We start from the raw sequence: 26,271 nt of genomic DNA on the forward strand, positions 1-26,271 counted from the left end.
GCAACGGGATTGGTGGGTGTCGTTCAGGCGGGGTGGAAGGACCGCACCTCGGCAGCGTCGGCCAAGGTCGAACGCAGCTCCTCCAGCGTCGCCGGCGCCGCACCGTGGGCCCGGGCCTGGACGAGGATGTTTCCCAGGGCGGTCGCCTCCACCGGGCCTGCGGTCACCTCGCGACCGGACAGGTCCGCCGTGAGCTGGCAGAGCAGCCGGTTCTGCGACCCTCCGCCCACGATGTGGATGGCGTCGACGGGCTGGTCGGCCAGGGAGCTGGCCAGCTCCACGGTGTGGGCGTACGCCGTGGCCAGGGAGTCCACGATGCACCGGACGACGGCGGCGGCGGACGTCGGGGGCCGCTGGTCGCGCTGCGTGGCGGCACGTCGGATGCGCCCCGGCATGTCGCCCGGCGGGATGAGCGCCGGGTCGTCGACATCGATCACCGGACCGCCGGCGGGAAGCGCCTCGGCCTCCCGCAGCAGGGTGGCAAGGTCATGGTGGAGCCCTCGGCCCGCCCACGTCCGCAGTGACTCCTGCAGCAGCCAGAGACCACCGATGTTGCGCAGGAACCGGTAGCGGTCGTCCACCCCGCGCTCGTGCGTGAAGTTCGCCAGGCGGCTCGGCGCGGTGAGGATCGGCTTGTCCAGCTCCAGCCCCGCGAGGGACCACGTACCGCTCGAGACGTATGCGAAGCTCCGGTCGCGGGCAGGTACCGCCACGACGGCCGACGCCGTGTCGTGCGAGCCCACCGTGGTCACCACTGTCGCGCCCGTCAGGCCCACCTTCGAGGCCACACCGGGCAACAGCCTGCCGCGCACCGTTCCGGGCGGCTCCAGGGCCGGCAGCCGCGCCGGGTCCAGCTGGAGAGCCTCGAGAACCTCGCTCGACCAGGCATCCCCGTGCACGTCGAGCAAGCCGGTCGTCGAGGCGTTGGTGACCTCGGTGCACAGCTCCCCGGTGAGCCAGTACGCGAGCAGGTCCGGAAGGAGCACGATGTGTGCAACCTGGTGCCACAGCCGTCCCGACCGCTCTGCCTCCAGCTGGTAGGTCGTCGTGAACGGTAGGTGCTGAAGCCCGTTGGCCTCGTACAGCTTCTCCGGGGAGATCCTGGCGTGGAGCAGGTCCACCGCCGGGCCCGTGCGGCTGTCCCGGTAGGAGACCGGCTCGCCCAGCAGTCGCCCCTTCGCGTCGAGCAGTCCGTAGTCGACCGCCCAGGTGTCGATGCCGATGGACTCGACCTGCGGGAACCGCTCCGCCAGGCGGCGCAGACCGGTGAGGACCTGGTCGAAGAGGCCCGTGAAGTCCCAGCGCAGGTGGCCCTCGCGAGCCACTGGGCCGTTGGGGAAGCGATGGACGGTATGCAGGGTTGTTCGACCCGCCGCGTCGACGACTCCGGCGATCACGCGACCACTCGAGGCGCCGATGTCGATCGCGCCGAAGACCCTCCCTGCCATGGTCTAGCGCAGGAAGGCGTTGGCGACCCCGGCATCCACGGGGATGTGCAGACCGGTGGTGTGGCTGAGCTCGTCCGAGGTCAGCAGTGCGGCCGCGTTGGCGACGTGCTCGGGCAGCACCTCGCGCTTGAGGAGGGTCCGCTGGGCGTAGTACGCGCCCAGCTCCTCCTCCGGTACGCCGTAGACCGCGGCCCGCTTGGCGCCCCAGCCGCCGGCGAAGATGCCGCTGCCGCGCACGACGCCGTCGGGGTTGATGCCGTTGACCTTGATGCCGTGCTCTCCGAGCTCGGCGGCGAGCAGCCGGACCTGGTGGGCCTGGTCGGCCTTGACGGCGGAGTAGGCGATGTTGTTCGGGCCGGCGAAGACCGAGTTCTTGGAGGAGATGTAGACGATGTCGCCGCCGAGCCCCTGGGCGATCATCGCCCTGGCCGCGGCCTTGCTCACCAGGAAGCTGCCCTTGGCCATCACGTCGTGCTGTAGGTCCCAGTCGGCCTCGGTGGTCTCCAGCAGAGGCTTGGAGATCGAGAGGCCGGCGTTGTTGACCAGGAGGTCGATCCCACCGAACGCCAGCAGCGTCGCGTCGACGGCCGCCTGCACCTGCTCGGCGTTGGTGACGTCGGCCTCGATGCCGACGGCGACGTCCGGGCCACCGATTTCGGCCGCCGCATCCTGCGCCTTGGTGAGGTCGAGGTCGGCGATGACGACGCAGGAGCCCTCGGCGGCGAGGCGGGTGGCGATGGCCTTGCCGATGCCCGAGGCGGCGCCGGTGACCAGCGCGATACGGCCGGCGTGCGAACGGGGCTTGGGCATCCGCTGCAGCTTCGCCTCCTCGAGCGCCCAGTACTCGATCCGGAACTTCTCGGACTCGTCGATGGGGGAGTAGGTCGAGACCGACTCGGCGCCGCGCATGACGTTGATGGCGTTGACGTAGAACTCACCGGCGACGCGGGCGGTCTGCTTGTCCTTGCCGTAGGAGAACATGCCGACGCCGGGGACCAGGACGATGGCTGGGTCGGCGCCGCGGATAGCGGGAGAGTCCGGGTTGGCGTTGCGGTCGTAGTACGCCTGGTAGTCGGCACGGTATGAGGCGTGCAGCTCAGCGAGGCGCGCGACGATCTCCTCGACCGTCGCGTCGGCGGGCAGGTCGACGACCAGCGGCTTGACCTTGGTGCGCAGGAAGTGGTCGGGGCAGGAGGTGCCCAGCTCGGCCAGGGGTGCCAGCTTCTCGCTGGCCAGGAACTCCAGGACGACGTCGGCGTCGGTGTAGTGGCCGACCATCGGCCTGTCGGCCGAGGCGACCGCGCGCAGGTGCGGTGCCAGCGCGGCGGCCTTGGCGCGGCGCTGGTCCTCCGGCAGGGCGGCATACCCGGGAACCGGAGCCCCGAAGGGGTCGGCCTTCCCGTGCTCGTCGAGGTAGGCCTGCGCGGTCCGGATGATCCATAGCGAGTTCTGCTCCGTCTCCTCGCTCGTCTCGCCCCACGCCGTCACTCCGTGTCCACCGAGGATCGTGCCGACAGCCTGGGGGTTGGCCTTCTTGATGTCGGCGATGTCGAGGCCCAGCTGGAAGCCCGGTCGACGCCAGGGCACCCACACGACCTTGTCGCCGAAGATCTCCTTGGTGAGCTGCTCACCGTCCCTGGCGGTGGCGATGGCGATCCCGCTGTCGGGGTGGAGATGGTCCACGTGCGACGCGTCGACGAGCCCGTGCATCGCCGTGTCGATCGACGGCGCCGCGCCACCCTTGCCGTGCAGGCAGTAGTCGAAGGCGGCCACCATCTCGTCCTCACGCTCGACGCCGGGATAGACGTCGACCAGCGCGCGCAGCCGGTCTACCCGCAGGACCGCCAGGCCGGACTCCTTCAGGGTGCCCAGGTCGCCGCCGGAGCCTTTGACCCACAGCAGCTCGACCTGCTCACCGGTCACCGGGTCGGTCTCGCTTCCCTTGCCCGAGGTGTTGCCCCCGGCGTAGTTCGTGTTCCTCGGGTCGGCGCCCAGGCGGTTGGAGCGGGCGATGAGCTCGGCGACGGTGCGGTTCGTCATGGTCGGTTCTTCCTCGTTGCGCGTCGTTGGGAGAAGGGAAGGGCGGAGGTGTTCAGGCGCCCCAGCCGGCTTGGGTGCCGCCGACCCGGTCGGCGACGATCTGCTCCTGGTACCCGCTGACCGTGTAGGCCTTCATCGGGTCGGCCGGCAGCCCGCGGGACACCCGCCAGTCGGCCAGGTCCGCGCGGACGTCGGTGTAGAACGCGTCCATGAGGACCCCGTTCCCCCCCAGCACGTCCCCGGCGCGCTCGGCCTCCACCAGCGCGTCGCGGTCCACCATCAGGGCTCGTGCGGTCATCTCCTGGACGTTGAGGACGGAGCGGATCTGCCCCGGCACCTTGTCCTCGACGTTGTGGCACTGGTCGAGCATGAACGCCACGTCGCTGTCCGGGCCGTACCCGCCGCCCCGCACCACCTCGTACAGGATGCGGAAGAGCTGGAACGGGTCGGCCGCCCCGACGATAAGGTCGTCGTCCGCGTAGAAGCGCGAGTTGAAGTCGAACGCGCCCAGCCGGCCCAGTCGCAGCAGCTGCATGACGATGAACTCGATGTTCGTGCCAGGCGCGTGGTGACCGGTGTCGAGGCAGACCACCGCCCGCTCCCCCAAGGCCAGGCACTGCACCAACGAGGTGCCCCAGTCCGGCACGTCGGTGGCGTAGAACGCCGGCTCGAAGAACTTGTACTCCAGGACGAGCCGCTGGTGCTCACCGAGCCTGGCGTAGACCTGCTGGAGGCTGTCCGCGAGACGGTCCTGGCGGCCACGGAGGTCACCCTGACCCGGGTAGTTCGTGCCGTCGGGGAGCCAGATCTTCAGGTCGCGGCTGCCGGTGAAGTCCATGATCTCGATGCACTCCAGCTGGTGCGCGATCGCCTTCGCCCGGATGCGCTCGTCGACGTGTGTCAGGCTGCCGAACTTGTAGTCGTCGTCCTGGAACGTGTTCGAGTTGACGGTGCCCAGCCGGACCCCGAGGTCCTCGGCGAACAGGCGCAGCTTGTCGAAGTCGTCGACCCTGTCCCAGGGGATGTGCAGCGCCACGCTCGGCGCCAGGCCGGTCAGCTCGTGCACCTTGGCGGCGTCAGCCAGCTTCTCCTGCACCGTACGCGGCGTTCCGGGCGTCGCGAACACCTTGAAGCGGGTCCCCGAGTTGCCGAAAGCCCACGACGGCAGCTCGATCGCCTGCTGCTCGAGCCGGCCTGCGATGTCACTGAAGGTGGCCATGCCTACTCCGTCCGCGTCGCCGTCGTCGTCGCGCTGCCGTGAGCGGCATCTGTCGACGGACTGATTGAACCGATTCAATTCCGGAACCGAGTTAACCTCAAGTACGGCGGTGCGTCAAGAGCAGCGCGAGTGGGCGCGGCCTCAGGCGGGGCGTCTGCCCGCCATCACGTCGACGCGGCTCGAGTCACGGACCACCAGCTCGGGCGTGAACATCACCTGCCGATGCCTGTGTGCGGCACCCTCGTCCACCTCCTCGAGCAGCAGCTCGACGGCCACCCGGCCCAGCTCCTGCCGCGGTTGGCGCACGGACGAGAGGGGGACTGCGGCGGCGGACGCGAACTCGATGTCGTCGTACCCCACCAGGGCCAGGTCCGACGGGACGTCGAGCCGCTGACGCGTGAGCTCCTGCAGCATGCCGAGGGCAAGGAGGTCGTTGGCGCAGAAGGCGGCCGTCGGCCTGCGGTCGGAGCTCGCGAGGATCGCCTTGGCTGCCTCACGCCCTGCCGCGACCGTGAGGTCGGCGGTCGGGTGGACGGCCAGATGCGCGCCACCCGGCAAGGCGCCCTGCGCGCCCCGAAGGCGGTCGCGCACCTGCCGCACGCTCGGTTCGCCGCCGACGAAGGTGATTCGCTGGTGGCCCTGTGCGACGAGGTGCTCCACGACGAGCCTGCCTCCCATGACGTCGTCGACGGTCACCGAGCACCTCTTGCGCACGCCACGTGCGGCGTCGAGCAGGACGACCGGGGTGCCGCGTTTGACCATCTCGTCCACGTGCGGGTCCCGAGTTCCCGCCGGCGTCAGCAGCACCCCGAGGACACGTTGCTGCTCGAACATCTCCAGGTGACGCTGCTGTCGAGCGACCTCGTTCTCGCTGCTGCACAGCATCACCATCATGCCGAGGGCGTCGGCAGCCTCCTGCGCGCCGCGTGCTACGTCGGTGAAGAAGGGGTTGCCCACGTCGAGCACGACGAGCCCGATGGCGCGGTTGGCGCCGACCCGGAGCGAGCGCGCAGAGGCGTTGCGGACGAACTCGAGCTCGCGCACCGCGGCGAGGACCCGCTCCTGCGTGGGGCTCGCCACCAGGTCGGGTCGGTTGAGGACGTTGCTCACGGTGCCCACGGAGACACCGGCCAGCCTCGCCACGTCCTTGATCCGCGCGCGTGCCATGTCCGACTCCCTCGACTCCCCTGGGCACCTCGTCGAGCACCCGCAGCAAGCCTAGCCACCCGCCGGTAGCCGACGGCGGATGCACCCCGCCGAACGCCGCCTCCCCCGCTGTCGTGGCTACCCGGGCTCCGCCGCCACCAGGACCAGGGGACCGCGACGCCCTATGGCCCATACAAGCAGCGCCGCGAGGCTCAGGACGATGCCGGCGGTCGTCACGGCCGTCCAACCGCCGACCGACCAGAGCAGCGCCGAGGCCGCTGAACCCATCGCCCCGCCGACGAAGTTCACTGTGACGTATGCCGTGTTGAGCCTGCTGCGCGCCTCGTGGGACACCGCGAAGACGCGCAGCTGGTTGAGGATCCCCATGGCCTGAAGGCCGACATCGAGGGCGACGACCACGACCAGGACGAGGACGACCGAGCGCTGGGCGAACGCAGCGAGCACGAACGACAGGAGAACCAGGACCCAGGCCGCGCCCGTCCCGGGCAGCGACCAGCCACGGTCGTGCAGGAGACCGGCTCGTCGTGCCGTGACCGCGCCGGCAAGGCCTGCGAGACCGAACAGCCCGATCACCGAGACGGGGTAGGAGAACGGCGGCGCACTGAGCAGGAACGTCAGCGACGTCCAGAACATGGTGAAGACCGCGAACCCGGTGGCGGACAGGACGAGCGTCCACCGTACGGTGCGCGCGCCCATCACCACGGAGCCCACGGAGGCGATCAGGGCGGGGTAGGGGAGGTGCGCCTTGCGGGCGAGCGGCGGGACCGATAGGTAGACGAGCAGGGCACAGACCACCGTGACGACCGCGGCCGCGACGAAGATGGCCCGCCAGCCCGCGACGCCGGCGACGAGACCGCTGATCGTTCGCGACGCGAGGATGCCGGTGAGGATGCCGGACATGACGGTTCCCACCACCCGCCCCCGGTCATCCGGGTCGGCGAGGTCGCCGGCGAGCGGTGTCAGGATCTGCCCGGCCACGGTGGTCAGCCCTAGGGCGGTGATGGCAGTCAGGAGCACCGTGAAGCTCGGCGAGACCGCGCAGGCGGCAAGGGCCGCAGCAGCGCATAGCATCATCACGGGGATCAAGCGGCGACGGTCGAGGACGTCGCCCAGCGGGACGATGAAGAGGATCCCGACGGCGTACCCGACCTGGGTCGCCGTGACCAGCCATCCTGCTGTGGCAGGTGAGGCGTGCAGGTCCTTGGCGATCAGCTCCAGCAGAGGCTGCGACCAGTACAGGTTCCCCACGGCGGCTCCACCGGCTGCCGCGAAGAGGAACGTCCTGCGCCGAGTCATGCCCGGAGCCGGCGCGTCGGCCTCGGTACTGACATGGTTCGGCTCCATGGTGCTCCCTCCGGTGGATGGTTCTGTGCTCGAGGGCTCTGAGAGCAGTGGCGAGCCGGGCGCAGCAGAGCCGGTCTCGGCCAGGGGTGGTTCGGCGCTCCATTGTGGTCCACGCCCCCGCCGGTGTCCCTACGGCGTGGTGCTCGGGAATGCCGCCCAGGAACGGCGATGGCCCCACTTCATGCCGCAGGCCGTGGCCCGGGGGCTTCGCGCCCAGATGGTGCAGTACGACCTGGACGAGGCCAGGGCGTTTCAGTACCTGGCCAGAGTCTCGCAGAACACCAACCGCAAGGTGCGCGATGTAGCGGTCGAGGTCGTGGCCGACGTCAACGCGCGCAACCGGCTCACCGAGTGAGCCCTTCGAGCTGAGCCCTCGTCCCCCCCGCGCCGTCCGGTTCGCAAACCGGTGGAGGGGCCGGGGTAGGCACTCAGGTGCCGTCGCTGCCGTCCTCCAACAGCGTGGGGTCGGCGGCGCCGTCGCGTCGCGACGGTGCGGATGGCGATGGTGGCGTACCAGCATGTGACATCGTTGTCATAGTTTTGGCAAATCCTCTGCTCCACCTATTGACCTCAACGAGCAGGGCGCGTAGACAGTGCGCGACAACGTTGTCAGATCGACGAGGAAGTGATCGCGTGAACCACCACGTCCCCAGCCGTGCCCGCGCCCGCCTGTCCGCCCGGATCACCAGTGTCGCGGGGGTCGCCGTCCTGGCTCTCTCGGGCGCGATGACGACGGGCGCGGCACCGTCGTCCGCGCAGCAGCCGCCGTACACCGAGCGGTACCGGCCGCAGTTCCACTACACGCCGGCGAAGAACTGGATGAACGACCCGAACGGGCTGGTCTTCTACGAAGGGGAGTATCACCTCTTCTACCAGTACAACCCGTCCGGGAACCAGTGGGGGAACATGTCCTGGGGCCATGCTGTGAGCCCCGACCTCGTGCACTGGACCCAGCTACCGGTCGCCATCCCTCAGGACGACCAGTCGATGGTCTTCTCAGGAAGTGCAGTCGTCGACAAGGACAACACCAGCGGGTTCGGGACGAAGGAGCACCCGGCGATGGTGGCCGTGTACACGCGCCTGGACAAAGCCACCGGGATCCAGGCCCAGGCGCTCGCGTACAGCACTGATCGCGGGCGCACCTTCACCAAGTACGCAGACAACCCCGTCCTCGACATCGGCTCCCGCGACTTCCGCGACCCCAAGGTGTTCTGGTACGAGCCGGGCCACGAGTGGATCATGTCCGTGGCGCTGAGCGCCGAGCGCAAGGTGCGCTTCTACCGCTCGAGCAACCTCAAGAAGTGGGAGCACCTGAGCGACTTCGGGCCTGCCGGGGCCACCGGCGGCGTGTGGGAGTGTCCTGACCTCTTCCCGCTCCCGGTGGACGGCGACTCGAAGAAGACCAAGTGGGTGTTACTGGTCAACATCAACCCGGGCGGCATCGCGGGCGGCTCGGCCAACCAGTACTTCACCGGGACCTTCGACGGAACGCGCTTCGTCTCCGACGACAAGCCCTATGTCGCTCCGACAGGGCGCGACCTCGGCAGCTTCGACAACGGCACGTATGGCGGCTGGGCGCCCGACGGCGCAGCCTTCGGCACCGAGCCGGCGACCGGCAACCTGCCCGGCCAGGGAGGTGTCTCCGACTGGGTGGGGACGGGGCTTGCCAACAGCTTCCATGGCGCGGACGGGGCGGTCGGAACGCTGACTTCCCCGGAGTTCACGCTCGACGCCGGCTACCTCAACTTCAAGGTCGGCGGTGGACACCACCCCTACGTGCCCGGGTCCACCCTCAGCCCGGCACCACCGGTGGGGGAGGTGTTCGCAGACTTCGAGGGTCCTGACTACGGGCACGGCTGGGTGACGACGGGCGACCTCGTCGGCACGGGCCCGGTCAAGGGCACCATCGGCGACCAGCAGCAGGTCACCGGCTACCTCGGCCAGCAGCTCGTCAACACGTTCCTCGACCACGACACCACGAAGGGGACCATCACCTCCCCGGCGTTCACCATCACCAAGAGCCACATCAACCTGCTGGTGGGTGGCGGCAACCACCCGTGGACCACGAGCGAACCGACCTCCGTCAACCTCCTGGTGGACGGCCAGGTGGTCAAGAGCGCGACCGGCACGAACAACGAGGCCCTGGACTGGGCGACCTGGGACGTCAGCCAGTACGCCGGGAAGACGGCCAAGATCCAGATCGTCGACCAGAACTCTGGCGGCTGGGGCCACATCAACGTCGACCACATCATGTTCTCCGACGAGGCAGCCAAGCCTCGTGCGGTGGACACCTCCGTGCGCCTGGTCGTGGACGGCCAGGTCGTCAGGTCAGCCACCGGCTCGGACAGCGAGATGCTCGACTGGCAAGGCTGGGATGTCCGCGACCTGGCTGGAAAGACGGCCAGGATCGTATTGGCTGACAACAACACCGGGGGCTGGGGGCACATCCTCGCCGACCAGTTCAGCCTCTCTTCCACGCCGGCCAGGTCGACCGTCCAGCGGGCGCACTGGGTGGACTATGGCAAGGACAACTACGCCGGTGTCACCTTCAACGACGTGCCGGGCCATCGCCGGGTGATGGTCGGCTGGATGAACAACTGGAACTATGCCGGCTCCATCCCCACCGACCCATGGCGCAGTGCGATGACGGTGCCTCGCGAGCTCGGTCTGCGGACCACGGCGGACGGTGTCCGTTTGCTGCAGAGGCCGGTTCATCAGCTTCAGGACCTGCGTGAGGAAGCGGTCCTGAACGCCAAGGGCCTGGTCGTGCCGACCGGCTCAACCACCTTGCCAGCGCATGCCACGGCATACGAGCTGTCCGCCACGCTGGCGCCCGGCACGGCGCAGAGCTCCGGGATCGCCGTTCGGACCGGCAACGGTCAGGAGACGCGAATCGGCTACGACCGCACCACCGGTGAGCTCTTCGTCGACCGCACGAAGTCGGGCGACGTCGGCTTCAGCGACGACTTCCCCGGCGTCCAGCGGGCGCCGTTCGCCGCAGGTGCGAACGGAGACGTCTCGCTTCGCGTCCTGGTGGACTGGTCGTCGGTCGAGGTCTTCGCCCAGGACGGGTCGGTCGCCATCACGGACCAGATCTTCCCTGACCCGACCAGCGACGGAATCCAGGCGTTCGCCACCGGCGGCTCGGCCATGCTCAAGTCGGTCAAGGTGACGCCCCTGCGCTCCGCCTGGGGCAAGTAGGGCCGGCCTGGTCCAGGAGGCCAGCACCCCCATACGAGATGGAGCGTCGGTGACACCCCCCGGCGCTCCATCTTCGGTGTCGCGGTCCCGAGGAGGACGGTCGCCTTCTGGTCCGAACCTCTCTCCTGTCACGCCGGCCCGTTCGTTGCCCAACCCCTCCGAGACTCTCCCCATGCGGTGACGCCTGCCTCTGGGTACCGTCGGGAACGAACCCCTCTGGAAGGAGCGACATGGCAAGCAGCGCTAAGTTCGAGGTTTTCCGCGACTCCAAGGGCGAGTACCGCTGGCATCTTCGCTCGGCCAACAACCACATCATCGCCACTTCTGGCGAGGGCTACCTCTCCGAGCAGCATTGCCGTGACGGCATTACAGCTGTCCAGAAGGACGCGCCGCAGGCGCCGGTCACAGCAGTGGTCAAGTAAAGGAAGGCAGGTCACTGCCCTGGCGGCTCCTCGGCGGTGACCGGCGCCGTGCCGGCTGGTGGCTCACCAGAAACTTTCACCTCATTCCCCGGTAGCGGATCTACAATTTGCTCAGCGCCGCGACCCTCGGCGCCATGGAAGGCTCGGCTCTGCGCGTCCAGCGCACATGCGCTTCTCCGTGGCCGGACCTCGTCACAGGGAGGTGCCGTATGTCGACGACCACAGCAACCGAACGACCCGGTAGGTCGACGCACACCTTGCGCCGAGAAGTGGGTCTGATCGGCCTCCTCTGGGCGTCAATGGGCTCCATCATCGGGTCCGGATGGCTCTTCGGCGCACAGAAGGGACTGATGGCAGCAGGCCCCGCGGCCATCATCTCGTGGGTGATCGGCGGTGTGGCCATCCTCGTCCTGGCCCTCGTCCATGCAGAGCTCGGAGGGATGTACCCGGTCTCCGGCGGTACGGCGCGCTTCCCGCACTATGCGTTCGGTGGCGTGGCAGGCGCCTCGTTCGGCTGGTTCTCCTGGCTCCAGGCGGCAACCGTCGCGCCCATCGAGGTCTCCGCCATGCTCACCTACGCGCAGCACTACTCCTTCGCGCACAGCTGGTTGAACCCCAAGACCGGTGTCCTGACCGGAACGGGCATCGTCATCGCGGTCGTCCTCATGGCGATCCTGACGGCCGTCAACTTCCTCGGGGTCAGAAAGCTGGCGGCCACGAACAGCGCGGCAACGTGGTGGAAGGTCGCCATCCCGTTGTTGACGATCTTCGTGCTCGCCTTCGCCAACTTCCGGCCCAGCAACTTCAATGCGGCCAACGGCTGGAACCCCGAGGGCATCAAGGGCATCCTGGGCGCCGTCTCCACCAGCGGGATCATCTTCTCCTACCTGGGCTTCGAGCAGGCGGACCAGCTGGCGGGCGAGAGCAAGAACCCCCGGCGAGACGTTCCGTTCGCCATCATCGGCTCGATCCTGCTCGGCATGGTGATCTATATCGCCCTGCAGCTGGCCTTCCTCTACGCCCTACCTGCGAGCACCATCGGCAAGACGTGGACCGACACGAGCAGCAAGGCTTACTACACCGTCTTCACAGGCCCCTTCGCGGAGATCGCCACCGTCCTCAGCATCGGCTGGCTCGCCGCTGTGCTCTACGCCGACGCGATCATCTCCCCGGCAGGGACAGGGCTGATCTACACGACGGGCAGCTCGCGGGTGTCCTACGGCTTGTCCCGCAACGGCTACATCCCGACGATGTTCGAAAGGCTCAGCAGCCGCGGCGTCCCCAGCGTCGGACTGGTCGCGGCCTTCATCACCGGGTGCATCTGCTTCCTTCCGTTCCCGAGCTGGCAGTCGCTCGTCGGTCTCATCACCAGCGCGTCGGTGCTGATGTACGCCGGTGCGCCGCTGTCCCTGGGCGCCTTCCGCCGCCGGCTGCCTCACGCGAACCGGCCGTACCGGCTGCCCGCTGCGCACGTCATCTCGCCCCTGGCCTTCGTCATCTCCGGGCTCATCATCCTGTGGTCCGGGTGGACGACGGACTGGAAGCTGGGCGTCGCAATCCTCATCGGGTACGTGATCCTCGTGGTCAGTAGAGCCTTCCACCTCAACGACCGTGAGCCGGTCCTGGACTGGCGGGCGGCGTCGTGGCTCCCGCCATACCTGGTCGGCATGGGGCTCATCGTGTACTTCAGCGACTTCGGACCACTGAAGCACCCGGTCTTCGGACTGTGGTGGGACATGCTGGTGGTGGCTGCTTTCAGCCTCGTCATCTACTACTGGGCCATGCAGGTGGCGCTCCCGTCGGAGAAGATTCAGGAGATGGTGTCGGAGGTGGTCCTGCCGGAGGAGGAGACGCTGGACTACCACACGGTCTGACGTGACAGCGGTTCCGGTCATCGCTCCACAGCAGGAAGCGCTAGCGTGTCTTCCCACGAAAGCGCCGCCGGTTGCCTCCGGGGGTTTCAGTACTTCGAGAGGTGAAACGTTGAAGGTCACGATCGACTCCACGGAACCGTTGAGCGACGCCCTACGCGTCATCGGCGCGCTGTACGAGGTCACCCTCGATGTCGTTGACGAAACGGCTGCCGCCCAAGCGCGAGGCGCTGACGGTCCGGCCCCCGCCCCCGACGGTTCGGCCCCGGCCCCCGACGGTTCGGCCCCGGCCCCCGACGGTTCGGCCCCGGCCCCCCAGGGTTCGGCCCCGGCCGCCGAGGGTTCGGCCCCGGCCATGCGCAAGGTGTCTCGCAAGCCGACGGCGACAACGCCACGACAGCGGTCGCAGCGCCCCACGGCACGGCGCAAGACCGGCGCCGACGCGCCCGTCAGCGTCTCGGAGATCCGCAGCTGGGCGCAGGCCAACGGCCATCTGGTCAAGAGTCGGGGCACGTTGCCGGCCTTCGTCAGGGCTGCCTACGCCGACGCGCACGGCGGCTGACTGCTGAGGGCTTCCGCTATCGGGCTGGCCCGCGGCGTGGGGCTCTGGCTGCGGCCACTGTTCCTGAGCTGACTAGGGCATTTCCACTCAGGATCGTGGGCTCTCGAGGCGTTCGCCGCGTAGTCCCACGCAGTCCAGAGCCCAGAAGGTGTCGGAGTAGACGAAGGTGCCGGTCATCCAGCCCTCGTACGCGGACAGCCTGGCGACCTGGAACGCGCCCGGTGGGTGACGCAGTGTGGGTGGGCGGAAGCCCAGCTCTGTGGCCTCCGAGAAGCCCCGCGCACCGTAGTAGTGCGGTGAACCCTCGAGGAACACCAACGGGACGCCCTCACTGTCCGCTTCCATCAGGGCGTCGGCAACGAGTCGTGTGCCGATGCCCTGGCTTTGGAACTCCGGCAGCACGCCCAGCGGGGACAGCGAAAACACGTCCACGAGCCTAGGCAGTGCGTCGAGGCGGCAGGCACTGAGCATCACGTGCCCGACGACCCGGTCATGGACGGTGGCGACCAAGGACACTGGCCTCCGGGCAGCCTGAGCCGCGCGCAGCGCGTCGACGAGCGCAGGCACTCGACCACCGTCACCAAAGGCCTTCGCGTGGAGCGTACGGACCTCCCCTTGGTCCTCAGACCTCTCCCGCCGGACTACCAGCTCGTCATGACTGCGCTGACCTGCGCCGTTGGAAACCACGCCGTAACGCTAGCCGCGGAACGACCAGGGGGCGACGGAGTTGAGTAGCGTCGGGCCTTCGACGTAAGGAGCTCCCGACACTGGACAATGGGGCTGGTTCCTGGTTCCTGGTTCCTGGTTCTCGGACTCCGACACAGAACAAGGAGGGTGCCCGATGACCCAGCCCGCCGTCCGCAACGGGGGAGTCTCGTTCTGGTACGCGCAGATCGGGTTGCCGGAACCGCGTCGGCCACTGCCCGGCGACATAGAGCTCGATGTGGCCATCGTGGGCGCCGGCTTCACCGGCCTCTGGGCCGCCTACTACCTTCAGCGAAGCCAGCCCGACCTGCGGATCGCCCTCATCGAGAAGGAGTTCGCCGGTTTCGGGGCGAGCGGTCGAAACGGAGGATGGCTCTCGGCGGAGCTGGCGGGGACGCGTAAGCGGTACGCCAGAACGCATGGCATCGATGGTGTCGCCGCGTTGCTGCGTGCGATGAGAGAGGCCGTTGACGAGGTGATCTCCGTCGCCGAGGCGCAGGACATCGACGCCGACATCGCCAAGAACGGCCTCCTGCACGTCGCACGCAACCCCGCCCAGGTGGAGCGCCTCGAAGAGGCGTTGGCCGAGGAACGCTACTGGGGCGCAGGCCCGGACGACTTCACCCGTCTGACGAAGGACGACCTCGACGACCGAGTGCGGGTCAACGGCGCCCGAGCAGCGATCTACACGCCGCACTGCGCCCGTGTGCAACCAGCCAAGCTGGTCCAAGGACTTGCCCGGGTGGTCGAGGGGAGCGGCGTTGCGATCTACGAGCAGACGACAGCCACAGAGATCAGGTCCGGCGAGGTCGTCACCGACCGCGGCCGAGTATCCGCTCCGATGGTTCTGCGATGTCTCGAGGGGTTCACCGCCAGCATCAAGGGAGAGCGGCGGAACTGGCTACCCATGAACTCGTCGATGATCGTGACGGAACCCCTTGACGACCAGGCGCGCGACGAGATCGGCTGGGAGAGGGCGGAGCTGCTCGGGGACTTCGCACACGCCTACATGTATGCGCAGCGGACCGTCGACAACCGGATCGCCTTGGGTGGCAGGGGAGTCCCGTACCGGTATGGTTCGCGAACCGATGACCGCGGTGCGACCCAAGAGTCGACCATCGAGTCCCTCACTGGGCTGCTGCACGACATGTTCCCCCCGACCCGTGGCGTTCCCGTCACCCAGGCCTGGTGCGGTGTGCTGGGCGTACCTCGGGACTGGTGTGCCACGGTGGAGGTGAACCACTCGACGGGGCTGGGCACTGCGGGAGGCTACGTAGGCAGCGGTCTGACCACCACCAACCTCGCGGGCCGAACCCTCGCCGACCTGGTGCTCCGTCGCGATACCGAGCTGACACGGCTTCCCTGGGTCGGCCGACACGTGCGCCAGTGGGAGCCCGAGCCGCTCCGATGGTTGGGGGTGCAGACCATGTACACCCTCTACCGCGCCGCCGACCGTCGGGAGCAGGAGCTCAACCACACCAGCAGGATTGCCCGGCTCGGCAACGTGCTGACCGGCCGCTGACGGCTGACTAGGCAGGGATGAAGAACGAGGACGCTGTGAAAGGCTGAGCAGATGAAGTAACAGGCCGACACCATGGAAGCGGATGAGGTGGTTGTGGTCCTCGACTGGCTGGAGGACCGTGGCTACGTGGTGACAGAGGACTGGCGCCCGGTCCGCGTGCAGCTCGCCGCCCGTCAGGGGAGGGTGGACGTGCATCCGATGCACGTTGGACCCAATGGTGACGGAGTGCAGCAAGGCCAAGGCGGTGAGGTGTTCCTGCACGCGGCCGACGACCTCAGGTCCCTCTGAGAGGACGGGCCGGTCAGCTGGATGCGGTGCGGCGTAGGGGAGAGCTCGTGAAGCCTCTGGTTGCAGAGTCGGAGAAGGACTCCGCCGGGAGGCGGCGATCCATCAGCGCCATGAGCAGGTAGCGGGCGGGGCCGCGGAACGGTTGCCCGTCGCCGAAGGCCCAGTCGACGTCGTCGGCCTCGAGCCTGATCCCGGTCAGGTCGAGGTTGAAGTGCTTGAGGCTCAGCGGTGTCGTCGCGTGGTCGAGAACCAGGCGCATGGCGCCCACGCCGACGGGGTGGTCCACGCCAAGCGGGATAGTGATGTCCAGGCCGTGGACGATGTCATGGGTGAGGGCGCCCTTCAGGCCGCCGCCTGGGGGCTTCCACGGGTGGTTCTGGTTCTTCAGCCAGTCGTCGAGCAGCGCGTCGATCGGCGCCTGTGCGTCGCGGCGGGCGACACGGTCGGCCATCCGGGCGAAGCTGCCCCGGGAGCGCACCATCTCGCCCAGCAGCCTGGGGGCTGAATAGCGGAACGGCATGGTCATGTGCGCGACGACCTCGCGCACCCGCCACCCCTCGCACAGTGAGGCGCTGTCCCAGTCACCGTCAGCCAGCTCGCGGAGGACGTCACCGAACGCCTGCCGCTCGGCGACGACCGTCGCCATCAGGTCGCTGGTCGCCATCACCGCTGCGCCACTGTGAGGGTGGCCAGATGGCTGGCGAACCGGTCCAGGGACGTCAGGAAGCCGGCCTGCGCCCGCGGGTCGAGAAGCTGCTCCGGGACGTTGGACTGCTCGATGTCGACCTGGGTCCGGTTGTCCCCGAGGTCGGTGAAGGTGACGGTGACGGCCATCCCGGAGTGACCCTCCAGCCACGACAGTCGCTCAGGGGCGCGGACCTCCACGTACGTCGCGCTCGTGGCATAGCGGCTGCCGTCGGAGTCGTTGACCATCACCGTCGCGAAGGTCCCGCCGGGTCGGGCGTCCACGCTGATCTGGTCGAGCGGTGTGCTCGTGCCGATCGGTCCCCAGAAGCGGGTGAGATGGTGCGGCTCGACCATGCATCGGAACACCAGGTCCCGAGGGGCGTCGAACACGCGGGTGAAGTTCAGGACGTGCTCAGGCATCGTTCTCTCCGTTCGGGTTGGCTTGCAACGTACGCAGATGGACATCGAGCTGGTCGAAACGCTGGGACCACAGGCGCCGGTTCGCCTCGATCCAGTCCACGGCGGCGTCCAGCTGGTCGCGCTCCAGATGACAGGGACGGAACTGCGCCTGCCGGCTGCGGGTTATCAGGCCGGAGCGCTCCAGCACCTTCAGATGCTTGGAGATGCCCGGCAGGCTCAGGTCGAAAGGCTCGGCGAGCTCCTTCACCGTCGCATCGCCGGCCGTGAGCCGGGTCACGATGGCCCGACGAGTTGGGTCGGCGAGGGCGGCGAACGTCGCGTCGAGTCGCTGCTCCACGGTGGTGGTCACGGTGTTTCCTCGGACTTCATGTCCGGTACTTAACCGTATGGTTATTTGACTGTCAAGCGAAATTAACGACGCTGGCGTCGGCGGCCGAGCCGAGGCATGAAGACCGGTGGTCGGGAGAGAGTTGCGCATGACGCGTCCGGTCGGGCGGGCGCGATGCGGTCGCCCGGCCGGCCCGCCAGACCACCGAGACGCTCGTGCTGCGGCATCACGACACCCGGAAGCGGACGACATCTCCATCACGGAGGGTCAGCCCGTGTCCCGCGGAGTCGTCGCGCGGGCTGAGTGAGCCGCCGCACGGGTCCAGGGCACCTTCGAAGAACATCCTCTCTATCCGGGCGTGGTCGTGGAACCACTCGAGGTGCCGCAGGTTCGGGGTGGCCGCTGCGACGTGCACGTGCAGGTGGGGAGCGCAGTGCCCGGACACGTCGAGACCGAACGAGGCGGTCACCGCGGCCGCGCGCAGCCACTCCGTGATGCCACCGCACCGTGTCACGTCCACCTGGACGCAGTCGACCGCGCCGGTCTGGCACAGCCGGCGGAAGTAGTAGAGGTCGCTTCCGTACTCCCCAGCCGTCACGTCTGCGTCCACGGCGTCGCGCACTTCCCGGAGGCCCTCGTGGTCGTCAGAGGAGACCGGCTCCTCCAGCCACCGGATGTCCAAGGCCGACGCTGCGCGCATCAGCCGGATCGCCTGCTTCCTGGAGTATCCGCCGTTGGCGTCCACGTAGAGCTCGACGTCGCTCCCGATGACGCCTCTGGTGTGGCGCATCCGCTCCAGGTCGCGGTCGGGTCGGGTGCCCCACGCCTCGCCGATCTTGATCTTCACCCGCGGGATCCCCTGCTCGAGCCACCCCTCGAGCTGCTGGTTCAGCTGCGCCTGGTCGTACGTCGTGAAACCGCCACTGCCGTACACCGGAACGCTGGTGCGCACTGAACCCAGCAGCTGGTGCAGCGGTAGGCCCAGAAGGCGGGACTTGAGGTCCCACAGAGCCACGTCGACGGCGCTGATGGCGTACGACGCCAGCCCGGGACGACCAGCATTGCGCACCGCGCGGATCATCGCCTGGGACAGGCCGGGGACATCGAAGGGGTCAGCCCCTTCGACCACTGGCTCGAGGAGCTCATGCACGAGGCCTGCAGCTGCTGCCGGTGCGTACGACCATCCCGTTCCCACCGCATCCGCGGCGCCAAGCTGGACCAGCACCAGCGAGGTCGAGTCCCACGACGCCGTACCGTCAGCCTCCGGGGCGTCGGTGGGCACCGTGTAGGCCCGCACCTCCACCCTGTCGACAGGAGCGGGGGGCTCCCGCATCAGTCCCCGCCGCCTGGCATGACTTCGGCCACCTTCGTCCTGACGCCTTCCTTGATGACGCCCCAGCGGTCCTCGTCGCCCTTCAGGATGGACTTCGCCGTGGACTTCATCTCCGTCCAGCTAGCGTGAGGAGGCACGGGTGGCACATCGGGGTCGACGTGCACGTCCAAGACCGTGGGACGGGTGGCCGCGAACGCCTGCCGCCACGCGTCAACCAGCTGGTCGGGGCTGGTGACCCGGATCGCCTGCAGTCCTAGGCTCTCGGCGAACCCCGCATAGTCCACTTCCGGCAGGGTCTGGGACTCCACGAACTTGGGCGCGCCCTCCATGGCCCGCATCTCCCAGGTGACCTGGTTGAGGTCGTTGTTGTGCAGGACGGCTACCACCAGCCGCGGGTCGCTCCACTGGTGCCAGTAGTGCTTCACCGTGATCAGCTCGGCAAGGCCGTTCATCTGCATTGCGCCGTCGCCGGCGAAGACGACAGCCGGCCGGTCAGGGTGGGCGAACTTGGCCCCGATGCCATATGGCACCGCCGGTCCCATCGTGGCCAGGGTTCCCGACAACGACCCGCGCATCTGCGACCGGAACTTCAGCTGGCGGGCGTACCAGTTCGCGGACGAGCCGGAGTCCGCCGCCACCATCGCATCCGAGGGCAGCTGCTTGGATGCCTCGTGGAACAGCAGCTGGGGGTTGACCGGGTCGGCCTCGACCAGCGCCTCCCGCTCCATGGCGGCCCACCAGTCGGCCACGTTGGACTCGATGGTCTCTCGCCAGCCCCGGTTCTCGTTCCGGCGCAGGTGCGGGATGAGGGCCCGCAGGGTGGTCGCCGCGTCCCCGACGAGGTTGAGCTCATAGGGATAGCGCATGCCGATGAACTTGCCGTCCAGGTCGATCTGGACCGCCCGGGCCTGTCCGAACGCCGGCATGAACTGGGTGTAGGGGAAGTTGGACCCCACGGTCAGGAGCGTGTCGCAGCCCGCCATCAGCTCGTAGCTGGGGCGAGTTCCGAGCAGGCCGATCGACCCGGTGACCCAGGGCAGCTCGTCGGACAGGACATCCTTGCCGAGCAGCGCCTTCGCCACGCCGGCGCCCAGGACCTCGGCGACCTCCTCGATCTCGGCGCGAGCACCCCGAGCGCCCTGACCGATCAGGATGGCGGGCTTGGTGCCGCTGCTCAGCAGGTCGGCCGCCTCACGCACCGCCTCGTCTCCCGGCGCCACCTCGGGCCACCGGACGCCCAAGCTGGACGGCACCATCTTCATGGCATGAGTGGGTGCCGAGTACGCGAGCTCCTGGACGTCGGAGGGGATGATGACGGCCGTCGGGGCGCGCTCGGCAAGGGCTATGCGGACCGCGCGGTCCAGCACGTTCGGCAGCTGCTCCGGCACGGTCACCATCTGGACGAACTCGCTCGCCACGTCCTTGAACAGCGAGAGGAGGTCCACCTCCTGCTGGTAGGCCCCGCCCATGCCACTTCGAGCGGTCTGACCGACGATGGCGACGACCGGTACGTGGTCGAGCTTGGCGTCGTAGAGACCGTTGAGCAGGTGAATGGCGCCCGGTCCAGATGTCGCCATGCACACCCCGAGCCTCCCGCCGAACTTCGCGTAGCCCACAGCCTCGAACGCCGACATCTCCTCGTGGCGCGACTGCACGAACTGCGGTGAGTTGTCGGCTCGCCCGAACGCGGCGAGGATGCCGTTGATGCCGTCGCCCGGAAAGGCGAACACATGCTCGACCCCCCATTCGCGCAGGCGCTCGAGCAGATGGTCGGAGACCGTCTGTGCAGCCATGTCGTTTCTCCTGTCGAGTGAATCGGCGTTACGTCGCTAGGGCTTTCGCGTCGGGGGCTGCCCGGACCGGGCGCCCCGGGCGAGTAGGTCTGCCGCCCTGGCCGCGAGGGCCATGATGGTCAGTGCAGGGTTGGCGCTGCCCTGGGTCGGCAGCACGCTTCCATCGGTGATGAACAGGTTCGGGACGGCGAAGGTCCGGCATGACCGGTCGACCACGCCCTGTGATGCGTCGGTGGCCATGCGTGCACCGCCCACGAGGTGGGCGAACCGGTCGATGGTGATGACCTCGTCGGCGCCCGCGGCACGCAGGATGCACTCCATGACCTCCCGGGCGGCCTTCATGAGCATCCGGTCGTTGTCCCCCTGGGAGTATGCGAAGTGCGCTACCGGCATACCGTGACGGTCCTGTTCCGAGTCCAGCGTCACGCGGTTGTCCGCTCGGGGCAGGAACTCGCACAGAGCGCCCAGGCAGGCCCAGTGGGGATAGTCGCTCATGTAGCGACGAAGGTCGTCGCCGAAGTGCCCTTGGGCCGAGACGTGCTCCGCCCAGGTGATCGGTAGCGGGGACACCGTCTGGATGGAGAAGCCGCGCTTGTACGGCTTCGTCGGGTCCGTCTCGTAGAACGCCTCGGTGCTGACCTCGGGTGGCGGGCCCTTCCACATCCGCACCTCGGTGCCGAACCGGCCGGCGGTCTGCGGCGCCCCCTGGACCATCAGGTACCTGCCGACTTGGTCGTAGTCGTTGCACAGGCCGTGGGGAAAACGCGCGGATGCCGAGTTGAGCAGGAGGCGTGGCGTCTCGATGGAGTAGCCGGCTACCGCGACCAGGCGGGCCCGCTGGAACCGTTGCCTGCCGCGCCGCAGGAAGTGCACCCCGGTGGCCAGCCCGCTGCGATCGTCCACCTGCACGCGCGTGACCATAGAGTCGGCACGCACCTCCGCCCCCCGCGAGAGGGCGTCGGGGACGTGCGTGATCAGGGGGGACGCCTTCGCGTTGACCTTGCAGCCCTGCAGGCAGAAGCCGCGGTAGATGCAGTGCGCCCGGTGGCCGAAACGGCCGTTCGCTATTGCGACCGGTCCCACGCGCGCGTCGATCCCCAGGGCGTGGGCACCACGCAGGAACACCTCGCCGTTGCCGCTGACAGGGTGTGGCGAGTGTGGGTACCCGTGCGGGTCGCCCCACGGCCAGTGTTCGCCTGCGACCGGCAGCTCGCCCTCGATCTCCTCATAGAAGGAGCGGAGGTCCGCGTACGTGATCGGCCAGTCCGCGCCTACTCCGTCCTCGGACCGGGTGCGAAAGTCGCTGGGGTGGAACCGGGGGGTGTATCCGGCGAAGTGCACCATGGAGCCGCCCACCCCTCGGCCGGAGTTGTTGGAGCCGAGGGGGACCGGGTCTGCCCCGGAGATGACGCGGGGTTCCTCCCAGTACAGGTGGTGCGAGCCGGCTTCGTCGCTGACCCAGTCCTGCTCCGGATCCCAGAACGGGCCCGCGTCGAGGGCGACGACCCGCCACCCGCGCCGCGCCAGACGCTGCAGGAGTGTCGAGCCACCGGCGCCGCAGCCGACGATGACGAGGTCCACCTCGTCATCGTCGTCGAAGGTCCGCATGTCCGCGCGTAGCCGGTGGTTCACGTCCCGACCGTCGGCGGGGACCAGCCAGGCCGACTCGTTCCGCCGACGCAGGGCGCGGCTGTCGAGGCCCTTCACGGGTTCTCCCGCAGTCGCAGTGGGTCGAGGGTCGGCCGGATGTCCTTGACCTCCCACGGCTCGCGGGCATCCAGCCCCAGGTGCTTGTAGCCCCGCGGGTACGCAGGGCCCCCGAAGCCGATCTCGTCCCAGGCCCAGGGGTGGGCGTAGAACGCGGTGTCGGCGTAGCGCGTCCACAGGCTCCACACCGACTGGGCTGGCATGCCGTGCCACGCTCCTCGCCATCGCTGTATGGCGCGCAGGCTAGCCTCCTGCTCCGGCCAGGAACAGTCAGCGAATGGCGCGCCGAGCCGGGAGCAAGCGTCTTCCTCGAGCGCGGCGAGGCTGTTTCGCCACGCCAGGTCGTCCGGCGGCATGTCCACGTGGTGCCAACCGTCGCCTTGGCCCTCGGCGAGCCGACTGTCGATCATCCGCACCACCGGCACCCGAGGATCCTCGTGCTGCCCGAGCAGCTGGTCCGTGAGCGCGCACGCCACCGCCTCCTCCCGCTGGGTGAAGAAGCGCAGGCCGACGGGAATGCCGACTCGCGGTGCGACGACGCCCGTGGTGGCCATGTCCCAGTGTGAGCTCTGTCCGAGCGTGTCCAGCCCGGGGTAGCGACCGCCGCCGTGATCGACGCTCAGGGGCAGCTTGGGTTGACCTGAGGAAGAGGCGCTCACGCCTCCCTCCTCAACACCGCTGCCAGCAGGCCCATGCCGCCGACCAGCGTGACGAGCAAGGGAGCCAGCAGCGGGGGTCCCATCTCCACGTTGTATCGCCAGTTGCCCCACCCGCCGGGTTTCTGGGCGACTCCGCGGGCGTGCAGGTAGGTGCCCTGTAGCCCGTTCGCCACGATCGCAGCCGATGCGATCGGAAGCGCTGTCTTGGCGGCCCGGTGGCTCACGACGCCAGCCACACCCGCTGCAGCCCCGATCGGGCCCAGGACCACAGGGGACCACATCCACGGGTTGCCGAAGCTCGCCTTGTCGTGCTCGAAGTAGATCTCGGTCGCCGTGACAAGCGCTCCTGCCGCCGTCACGGCGGAGAGCCCGCGCTCGAACCGGCCATGCTTGACATCACCGACCAAGCGGTCGATGCCGTGCGTCGCGACCGACGCGGACCGGGCGTGGTGAAGGTGCATGGCGGCTCCTCCCAAGAATCCGTTGTCTGCCCTACAATCGTTGCGTCCATGCAACTACTGTTCAGCATCACATGCTTCCAAACGGACCGCAACCATTGAGGTCATGCAACTGATGGCATACTGCTGGCCATGAGCCCTAAGCCGAAGGCCACCGCTGACGACCCGGAGGCGCAGGCCGATGCCGTCATGCGAGCCGCCCGGGTACTCGTCGGAGTCGTCGCCAGGTCGGTGGCCGAGGTGGAGGACGTCGTCTCGCTGCCGCAGCTGCGCGTGCTGGTTCTCGTGGCCAGCCGCGGCCGCCTCAACCTCGGACAGGTTGCGGAGGCGCTCGGTGTGCATCCCTCCAACGCCACGCGAACGGTCGACCGGCTCGTCGTGGCAGGTCTGGTGGAACGCACGGATGACCCAGCGGACCGGAGGTATCTCGCCCTGGAGCTCACCTTGCGCGGTCACGACGTCGTCGAACGTGTCATGGCGTACCGCAGGGCGTCGATCCTGGAGGTGATGGACCACATGAGCAGTACTCAGCGAAGGGCGCTCGCCCGCGCGCTGGAGACGTTCGCCGAGGCGGCAGGGGAGCCGTCGCAAGGGGAGGAGGCGTTCGTTCTGGGACTACCCGCCTGACAGCGCAGCGGCGGAAGGCAGTCGATGAAGCTCCGATCATGATCGGACGGCACGCGGGCTGAGCAGGACGCGGGCAAGGAGTGCTGCGCTGGCGGCAAGGGCTGCGCCGAGCAGCCCGTGATGATGGGATGCCCAGAGCTGGGGGCTGAGGTAGGTGGATCGTTCGTCGAACCTCCCGTGGGCCCCGAAGTCCTCGCCACGGTCGGCCGGTGCCCACAGGTTCTTGGGGGCGTCGCCGGGCTGCGGCTCCTGCGTCTGCTGCGAGGAGATCCCGGTCCTGGCCAGGTAACGGTCCAGCAGACCGGGTGCGACAGCATTGGCGGCAAGGGTGGCGGCGGTGCTCCCCCCGACCCAGTACTCCCGGCGGGAGGGGTGCTCCGCTGCGTAGACGACGGCCCTCGCAGCGACCTCCGGCTGGTAGATCGGCGGCACAGGCTGCGGTCGCCGCGGCAACCGCGACAGGACCCACGAGAACTGCGGTGTGTTGACGGCAGGCATCTGCACCATGGTCACCTTCACCGTGCTCTTGTCGTGCAGCAGCTCGCACCTGAGAGCCTCGTGGAACCCTTGGATGGCGTGCTTGGCCCCGCAGTAAGCCGTTTGCAGGGGAATGCCGCGGTAGGCCAGCGCGGACCCGACGTGCACGATGGTCCCGTGGTGGCGCTCCTTCATGCGGGGCAGCACGGCCATCGTCGCGTACACGTAACCGAGGTACGAGACCTCGGTCACCCTGCGGTACTCCTCGGCGGTGATCTGCTCGAAGGGGCTGAACACCGAGGTGAACGCCACGTTGACCCACACGTCGATCGGTCCCAGCTCCTCCTCGATCAGGGCTACCGCCTTATCCACCTGGTCTGGGTCGGCCATGTCGGTGGGGACCAGCAGGGCCGTGCCGCCGGCGGCTCGCACCTCCGCGGCTGCCGCCTCGAGCCCCGTCCGGCCGCGCGCCAGCAGGGCGACGGCAGCGCCTTGGCGGGCGAAGGCCACTGCGCTGGCTCTGCCGATACCGCCCGAGGCTCCGGTGACAGCCACGACCTGGGGACTGCCACGACGCCGTCCGCCGCCTCCGACGCTGTCTGATCTTCCCGTCATGATGTCCGTCCTTCCTCTCGTGCATACGCGCTGGTAACGCCGACAAGGGATGTGAAGACCGCGTCGTCGCCCCAACGGGCTGCGCACGTCCATGCGACGTCGCCTCCTGGGCGCGGAAGAACCCCGCCCTCGCCGTCCGCCAGCAGTGCGTACTCGCGCAGCACGTGAGGGGTGAAGCCGGCAAGAGGCTCATAGGCCATGCCCTAGTCTTAGCACGCAATCATTGCAAGGACACAAGCATTGCATTGTTGCGCCTCGCCTGGGCCGGTTGCGCTTCGCGCTGGAACGTGCCGATGGTTGAACGTCCGGTCAGTGGCCCCAGTGATCCGGGATGAAGGACATGCGGTCCTTCGGGCCCACGAGCTGGCTCCACGGGATCGTGAACTCCACGGCACCCGAGGCGCACGAGAACAGGGCGCAGTGGTCGACGGTGATGGCCATGCCGGCTCTCGTGGGATACATCCCCACGTCGGCGCGTGATGGGGCGACCTGGGGCTCCTGCGGACGGGCCAGCCGGGCATACCGTCGTAGCTCCCGCTCGAAGTCCCACTGCGGTCCGCCCGTCCTCTGCATCTCGGCGAGCATGCCGGCCTTGGTGAAGGGGCGACCGGTCCTTGTGTCGACACTCACGCTGCGGAGCAAGGTGAGCGGGTGCGCGGCACCGGCGGCATAGCGCACGATCTCCAGCGAGACCACGGCCAGACCGTCGACGTCGACTGGTGTGCTCAGACGTGCGGAGAAACCGCTCGCCGGTTCGTCAGTGGCTGGGGGGCTGCCGGCCGTGCCCTTCCAGTCCTCACGCTCGGACACCACCATCCCGTTCACGGCACGCTGCATCGCTGCTGCCGCCTGCACCGCGCCACAGGGAGAGCTGACCCCCAGTACTGGGTACTCGAGCGGACCACCGCGCCACGTCTCCTGGTGGACGGTGACGTGGAGCTTCAGCGGGGTTTGTCCCGCACAGGCGCCAGTCGGTGTGCGGGTCTGGCCCGTCTGACCTGGCGCTGACTGGGCGCTCGTCGAGGGCGACGAAGGCGTCGTGGCAAGCGCCGTGGCTGTCGTGGGCTTGGTGGCCGTCGCGCTGACGGCTGCGCTGGGCGTCGCGTGCGTGCGCGCCGCCGTCGAAGCCCGGTCGGTGCCGTGGTCCGACGCGCATGCCGATAACGCTGTGGCGACCAGCAGCACAACGGCTCGCGAAGCAGCCGCACCACGCCAGGTCGACGCCATGTCGCCACCGCCCATGAGCACCCCTTCGACCTCAGCCGCCGCCGTCGACCTTCGGCATCCCAGAACAGCGGTTCGAGGGCGATCGGTCAACCACCTTCTGCGGCATACATGGCCGTCACCCGTGCGAGAAGGTCTCGGAGCTCACCCTTTG

Annotated in this window: 24 protein-coding genes; 8 read left to right on the top strand and 16 right to left on the bottom strand. The window is 68.6% G+C overall.

Annotated elements, in window-relative coordinates:
* Positions 1-23: 23 nt before the first annotated feature.
* The 5 genes from PHA84_RS15425 to PHA84_RS15445 all read right to left on the bottom strand — a co-directional run bounded on the left by PHA84_RS15425 (position 24) and on the right by PHA84_RS15445 (position 7,218).
* Positions 24-1,448, bottom strand: a complete 1,425-nt coding sequence (locus tag PHA84_RS15425; protein WP_270889017.1) for a rhamnulokinase — start codon at positions 1,446-1,448, stop codon at positions 24-26.
* A 3-nt stretch (positions 1,449-1,451) separates the two neighbouring features.
* The gene (locus PHA84_RS15430) at positions 1,452-3,488 is read right to left on the bottom strand and encodes a bifunctional aldolase/short-chain dehydrogenase (RefSeq protein WP_270889018.1); all 2,037 of its coding nucleotides are present in this window, start codon (positions 3,486-3,488) and stop codon (positions 1,452-1,454) included.
* 52 nt (positions 3,489-3,540) lie between these two features.
* Positions 3,541-4,707 (bottom strand): L-rhamnose isomerase, encoded by a 1,167-nt coding sequence (gene rhaI, locus PHA84_RS15435; RefSeq protein WP_270889019.1) that lies wholly within the window; start codon positions 4,705-4,707, stop codon positions 3,541-3,543.
* Positions 4,708-4,848: 141 nt separating this feature from the next.
* The gene (locus PHA84_RS15440; RefSeq protein WP_270889020.1) at positions 4,849-5,874 is read right to left on the bottom strand and encodes a LacI family DNA-binding transcriptional regulator; all 1,026 of its coding nucleotides are present in this window, start codon (positions 5,872-5,874) and stop codon (positions 4,849-4,851) included.
* 117 nt (positions 5,875-5,991) lie between these two features.
* Positions 5,992-7,218: an MFS transporter gene (locus tag PHA84_RS15445; protein WP_270889021.1), complete on the bottom strand. Its 1,227-nt coding sequence runs from the start codon at positions 7,216-7,218 to the stop codon at positions 5,992-5,994.
* Positions 7,219-7,399: 181 nt separating this feature from the next.
* Between PHA84_RS15445 and PHA84_RS15450 the strand changes: the two genes are divergently transcribed.
* The 5 genes from PHA84_RS15450 (at position 7,400) to PHA84_RS15470 (ending at position 13,274) form a co-directional block, all read left to right on the top strand.
* On the top strand, positions 7,400-7,573 hold the full coding sequence (locus PHA84_RS15450; protein WP_270889022.1) for an ANTAR domain-containing protein: 174 nt from the start codon (positions 7,400-7,402) through the stop codon (positions 7,571-7,573).
* A gap of 278 nt (positions 7,574-7,851) precedes the next feature.
* Positions 7,852-10,419, top strand: coding sequence for a GH32 C-terminal domain-containing protein (locus PHA84_RS15455; RefSeq protein ID WP_333742347.1), 2,568 nt, complete (start codon positions 7,852-7,854; stop codon positions 10,417-10,419).
* A gap of 230 nt (positions 10,420-10,649) precedes the next feature.
* Positions 10,650-10,841 (top strand): YegP family protein, encoded by a 192-nt coding sequence (locus PHA84_RS15460; RefSeq protein WP_270889023.1) that lies wholly within the window; start codon positions 10,650-10,652, stop codon positions 10,839-10,841.
* A gap of 209 nt (positions 10,842-11,050) precedes the next feature.
* Positions 11,051-12,715 carry an APC family permease gene (locus tag PHA84_RS15465; protein WP_270889024.1) on the top strand — a complete coding sequence of 555 codons (1,665 nt, stop codon included), beginning with the start codon at positions 11,051-11,053 and terminating at the stop codon, positions 12,713-12,715.
* A 109-nt stretch (positions 12,716-12,824) separates the two neighbouring features.
* The gene (locus tag PHA84_RS15470) at positions 12,825-13,274 is read left to right on the top strand and encodes an Lsr2 family DNA-binding protein (protein WP_270889025.1); all 450 of its coding nucleotides are present in this window, start codon (positions 12,825-12,827) and stop codon (positions 13,272-13,274) included.
* An 87-nt stretch (positions 13,275-13,361) separates the two neighbouring features.
* On the opposite strand, the gene PHA84_RS15475 is transcribed toward PHA84_RS15470, so the two are convergent.
* Positions 13,362-13,961, bottom strand: a complete 600-nt coding sequence (locus PHA84_RS15475) for a GNAT family N-acetyltransferase (protein ID WP_270889026.1) — start codon at positions 13,959-13,961, stop codon at positions 13,362-13,364.
* A gap of 154 nt (positions 13,962-14,115) precedes the next feature.
* On the opposite strand from PHA84_RS15475, the gene PHA84_RS15480 reads away from it, so the two are divergent.
* A complete protein-coding gene (locus PHA84_RS15480) occupies positions 14,116-15,501 on the top strand; it encodes an NAD(P)/FAD-dependent oxidoreductase (RefSeq protein ID WP_270889027.1) in 1,386 nt (461 codons plus the stop codon).
* A 72-nt stretch (positions 15,502-15,573) separates the two neighbouring features.
* Positions 15,574-15,789, top strand: coding sequence for a nucleotidyltransferase domain-containing protein (locus PHA84_RS15485; protein WP_270889028.1), 216 nt, complete (start codon positions 15,574-15,576; stop codon positions 15,787-15,789).
* A 13-nt stretch (positions 15,790-15,802) separates the two neighbouring features.
* Here the strand turns inward: PHA84_RS15485 and PHA84_RS15490 are convergent, their stop codons facing one another.
* The 8 genes from PHA84_RS15490 to PHA84_RS15525 form a co-directional block, all read right to left on the bottom strand.
* The gene (locus tag PHA84_RS15490) at positions 15,803-16,453 is read right to left on the bottom strand and encodes a maleylpyruvate isomerase family mycothiol-dependent enzyme (protein ID WP_270889029.1); all 651 of its coding nucleotides are present in this window, start codon (positions 16,451-16,453) and stop codon (positions 15,803-15,805) included.
* The gene (locus PHA84_RS15495; RefSeq protein WP_270889030.1) at positions 16,453-16,896 is read right to left on the bottom strand and encodes an SRPBCC family protein; all 444 of its coding nucleotides are present in this window, start codon (positions 16,894-16,896) and stop codon (positions 16,453-16,455) included. Before PHA84_RS15495 ends, PHA84_RS15490 begins: the two co-directional genes overlap by 1 nt.
* A complete protein-coding gene (locus PHA84_RS15500) occupies positions 16,889-17,245 on the bottom strand; it encodes an ArsR/SmtB family transcription factor (RefSeq protein ID WP_270889031.1) in 357 nt (118 codons plus the stop codon). Before PHA84_RS15500 ends, PHA84_RS15495 begins: the two co-directional genes overlap by 8 nt.
* A gap of 205 nt (positions 17,246-17,450) precedes the next feature.
* Positions 17,451-18,557, bottom strand: coding sequence for an enolase C-terminal domain-like protein (locus tag PHA84_RS15505; RefSeq protein WP_270889032.1), 1,107 nt, complete (start codon positions 18,555-18,557; stop codon positions 17,451-17,453).
* On the bottom strand, positions 18,557-20,350 hold the full coding sequence (locus PHA84_RS15510) for a thiamine pyrophosphate-requiring protein (RefSeq protein WP_270889033.1): 1,794 nt from the start codon (positions 20,348-20,350) through the stop codon (positions 18,557-18,559). Before PHA84_RS15510 ends, PHA84_RS15505 begins: the two co-directional genes overlap by 1 nt.
* A gap of 36 nt (positions 20,351-20,386) precedes the next feature.
* On the bottom strand, positions 20,387-22,057 hold the full coding sequence (locus PHA84_RS15515; protein WP_270889034.1) for a GMC family oxidoreductase: 1,671 nt from the start codon (positions 22,055-22,057) through the stop codon (positions 20,387-20,389).
* Positions 22,054-22,716: a gluconate 2-dehydrogenase subunit 3 family protein gene (locus tag PHA84_RS15520; protein WP_270889035.1), complete on the bottom strand. Its 663-nt coding sequence runs from the start codon at positions 22,714-22,716 to the stop codon at positions 22,054-22,056. Before PHA84_RS15520 ends, PHA84_RS15515 begins: the two co-directional genes overlap by 4 nt.
* Entirely contained in the window at positions 22,713-23,177 is a 465-nt protein-coding gene (locus PHA84_RS15525) for a hypothetical protein (protein WP_270889036.1), read from the bottom strand. Before PHA84_RS15525 ends, PHA84_RS15520 begins: the two co-directional genes overlap by 4 nt.
* A 129-nt stretch (positions 23,178-23,306) precedes the next feature.
* Between PHA84_RS15525 and PHA84_RS15530 the strand changes: the two genes are divergently transcribed.
* Positions 23,307-23,801 carry a MarR family winged helix-turn-helix transcriptional regulator gene (locus PHA84_RS15530; protein ID WP_270889037.1) on the top strand — a complete coding sequence of 165 codons (495 nt, stop codon included), beginning with the start codon at positions 23,307-23,309 and terminating at the stop codon, positions 23,799-23,801.
* 36 nt (positions 23,802-23,837) lie between these two features.
* Here PHA84_RS15530 and PHA84_RS15535 read toward each other — a convergent pair whose 3' ends face one another.
* The gene (locus PHA84_RS15535; RefSeq protein ID WP_270889038.1) at positions 23,838-24,893 is read right to left on the bottom strand and encodes an SDR family oxidoreductase; all 1,056 of its coding nucleotides are present in this window, start codon (positions 24,891-24,893) and stop codon (positions 23,838-23,840) included.
* Between the two features lie 309 nt (positions 24,894-25,202).
* Complete coding sequence (locus PHA84_RS15540; protein ID WP_270889039.1) at positions 25,203-26,135, bottom strand: hypothetical protein; 933 nt, start codon at positions 26,133-26,135, stop codon at positions 25,203-25,205.
* Positions 26,136-26,271: the final 136 nt, after the last annotated feature.

Origin of the sequence: Pedococcus sp. 5OH_020, from assembly GCF_027812955.1 — a bacterium.
In the GTDB taxonomy this organism is placed as follows: domain Bacteria; phylum Actinomycetota; class Actinomycetes; order Actinomycetales; family Dermatophilaceae; genus Pedococcus.

Bases quoted from the DNA above. Each gene is read 5' to 3' on its own strand.
- PHA84_RS15425 (WP_270889017.1), bottom strand. From the start codon at position 1,448: ATGGCAGGGAGGGTCTTCGGCGCGATCGACATCGGCGCCTCGAGTGGT.
- PHA84_RS15430 (WP_270889018.1), bottom strand. From the start codon at position 3,488: ATGACGAACCGCACCGTCGCCGAGCTCATCGCCCGCTCCAACCGCCTG.
- rhaI (WP_270889019.1), bottom strand. From the start codon at position 4,707: ATGGCCACCTTCAGTGACATCGCAGGCCGGCTCGAGCAGCAGGCGATC.
- PHA84_RS15440 (WP_270889020.1), bottom strand. From the start codon at position 5,874: ATGGCACGCGCGCGGATCAAGGACGTGGCGAGGCTGGCCGGTGTCTCC.
- PHA84_RS15445 (WP_270889021.1), bottom strand. From the start codon at position 7,218: ATGGAGCCGAACCATGTCAGTACCGAGGCCGACGCGCCGGCTCCGGGC.
- PHA84_RS15450 (WP_270889022.1), top strand. From the start codon at position 7,400: ATGCCGCAGGCCGTGGCCCGGGGGCTTCGCGCCCAGATGGTGCAGTAC.
- PHA84_RS15460 (WP_270889023.1), top strand. From the start codon at position 10,650: ATGGCAAGCAGCGCTAAGTTCGAGGTTTTCCGCGACTCCAAGGGCGAG.
- PHA84_RS15465 (WP_270889024.1), top strand. From the start codon at position 11,051: ATGTCGACGACCACAGCAACCGAACGACCCGGTAGGTCGACGCACACC.
- PHA84_RS15480 (WP_270889027.1), top strand. From the start codon at position 14,116: ATGACCCAGCCCGCCGTCCGCAACGGGGGAGTCTCGTTCTGGTACGCG.
- PHA84_RS15485 (WP_270889028.1), top strand. From the start codon at position 15,574: ATGGAAGCGGATGAGGTGGTTGTGGTCCTCGACTGGCTGGAGGACCGT.
- PHA84_RS15490 (WP_270889029.1), bottom strand. From the start codon at position 16,453: ATGGCGACCAGCGACCTGATGGCGACGGTCGTCGCCGAGCGGCAGGCG.
- PHA84_RS15495 (WP_270889030.1), bottom strand. From the start codon at position 16,896: ATGCCTGAGCACGTCCTGAACTTCACCCGCGTGTTCGACGCCCCTCGG.
- PHA84_RS15505 (WP_270889032.1), bottom strand. From the start codon at position 18,557: ATGCGGGAGCCCCCCGCTCCTGTCGACAGGGTGGAGGTGCGGGCCTAC.
- PHA84_RS15510 (WP_270889033.1), bottom strand. From the start codon at position 20,350: ATGGCTGCACAGACGGTCTCCGACCATCTGCTCGAGCGCCTGCGCGAA.
- PHA84_RS15525 (WP_270889036.1), bottom strand. From the start codon at position 23,177: ATGCACCTTCACCACGCCCGGTCCGCGTCGGTCGCGACGCACGGCATC.
- PHA84_RS15530 (WP_270889037.1), top strand. From the start codon at position 23,307: ATGAGCCCTAAGCCGAAGGCCACCGCTGACGACCCGGAGGCGCAGGCC.
- PHA84_RS15535 (WP_270889038.1), bottom strand. From the start codon at position 24,893: ATGACGGGAAGATCAGACAGCGTCGGAGGCGGCGGACGGCGTCGTGGC.
- PHA84_RS15540 (WP_270889039.1), bottom strand. From the start codon at position 26,135: ATGGGCGGTGGCGACATGGCGTCGACCTGGCGTGGTGCGGCTGCTTCG.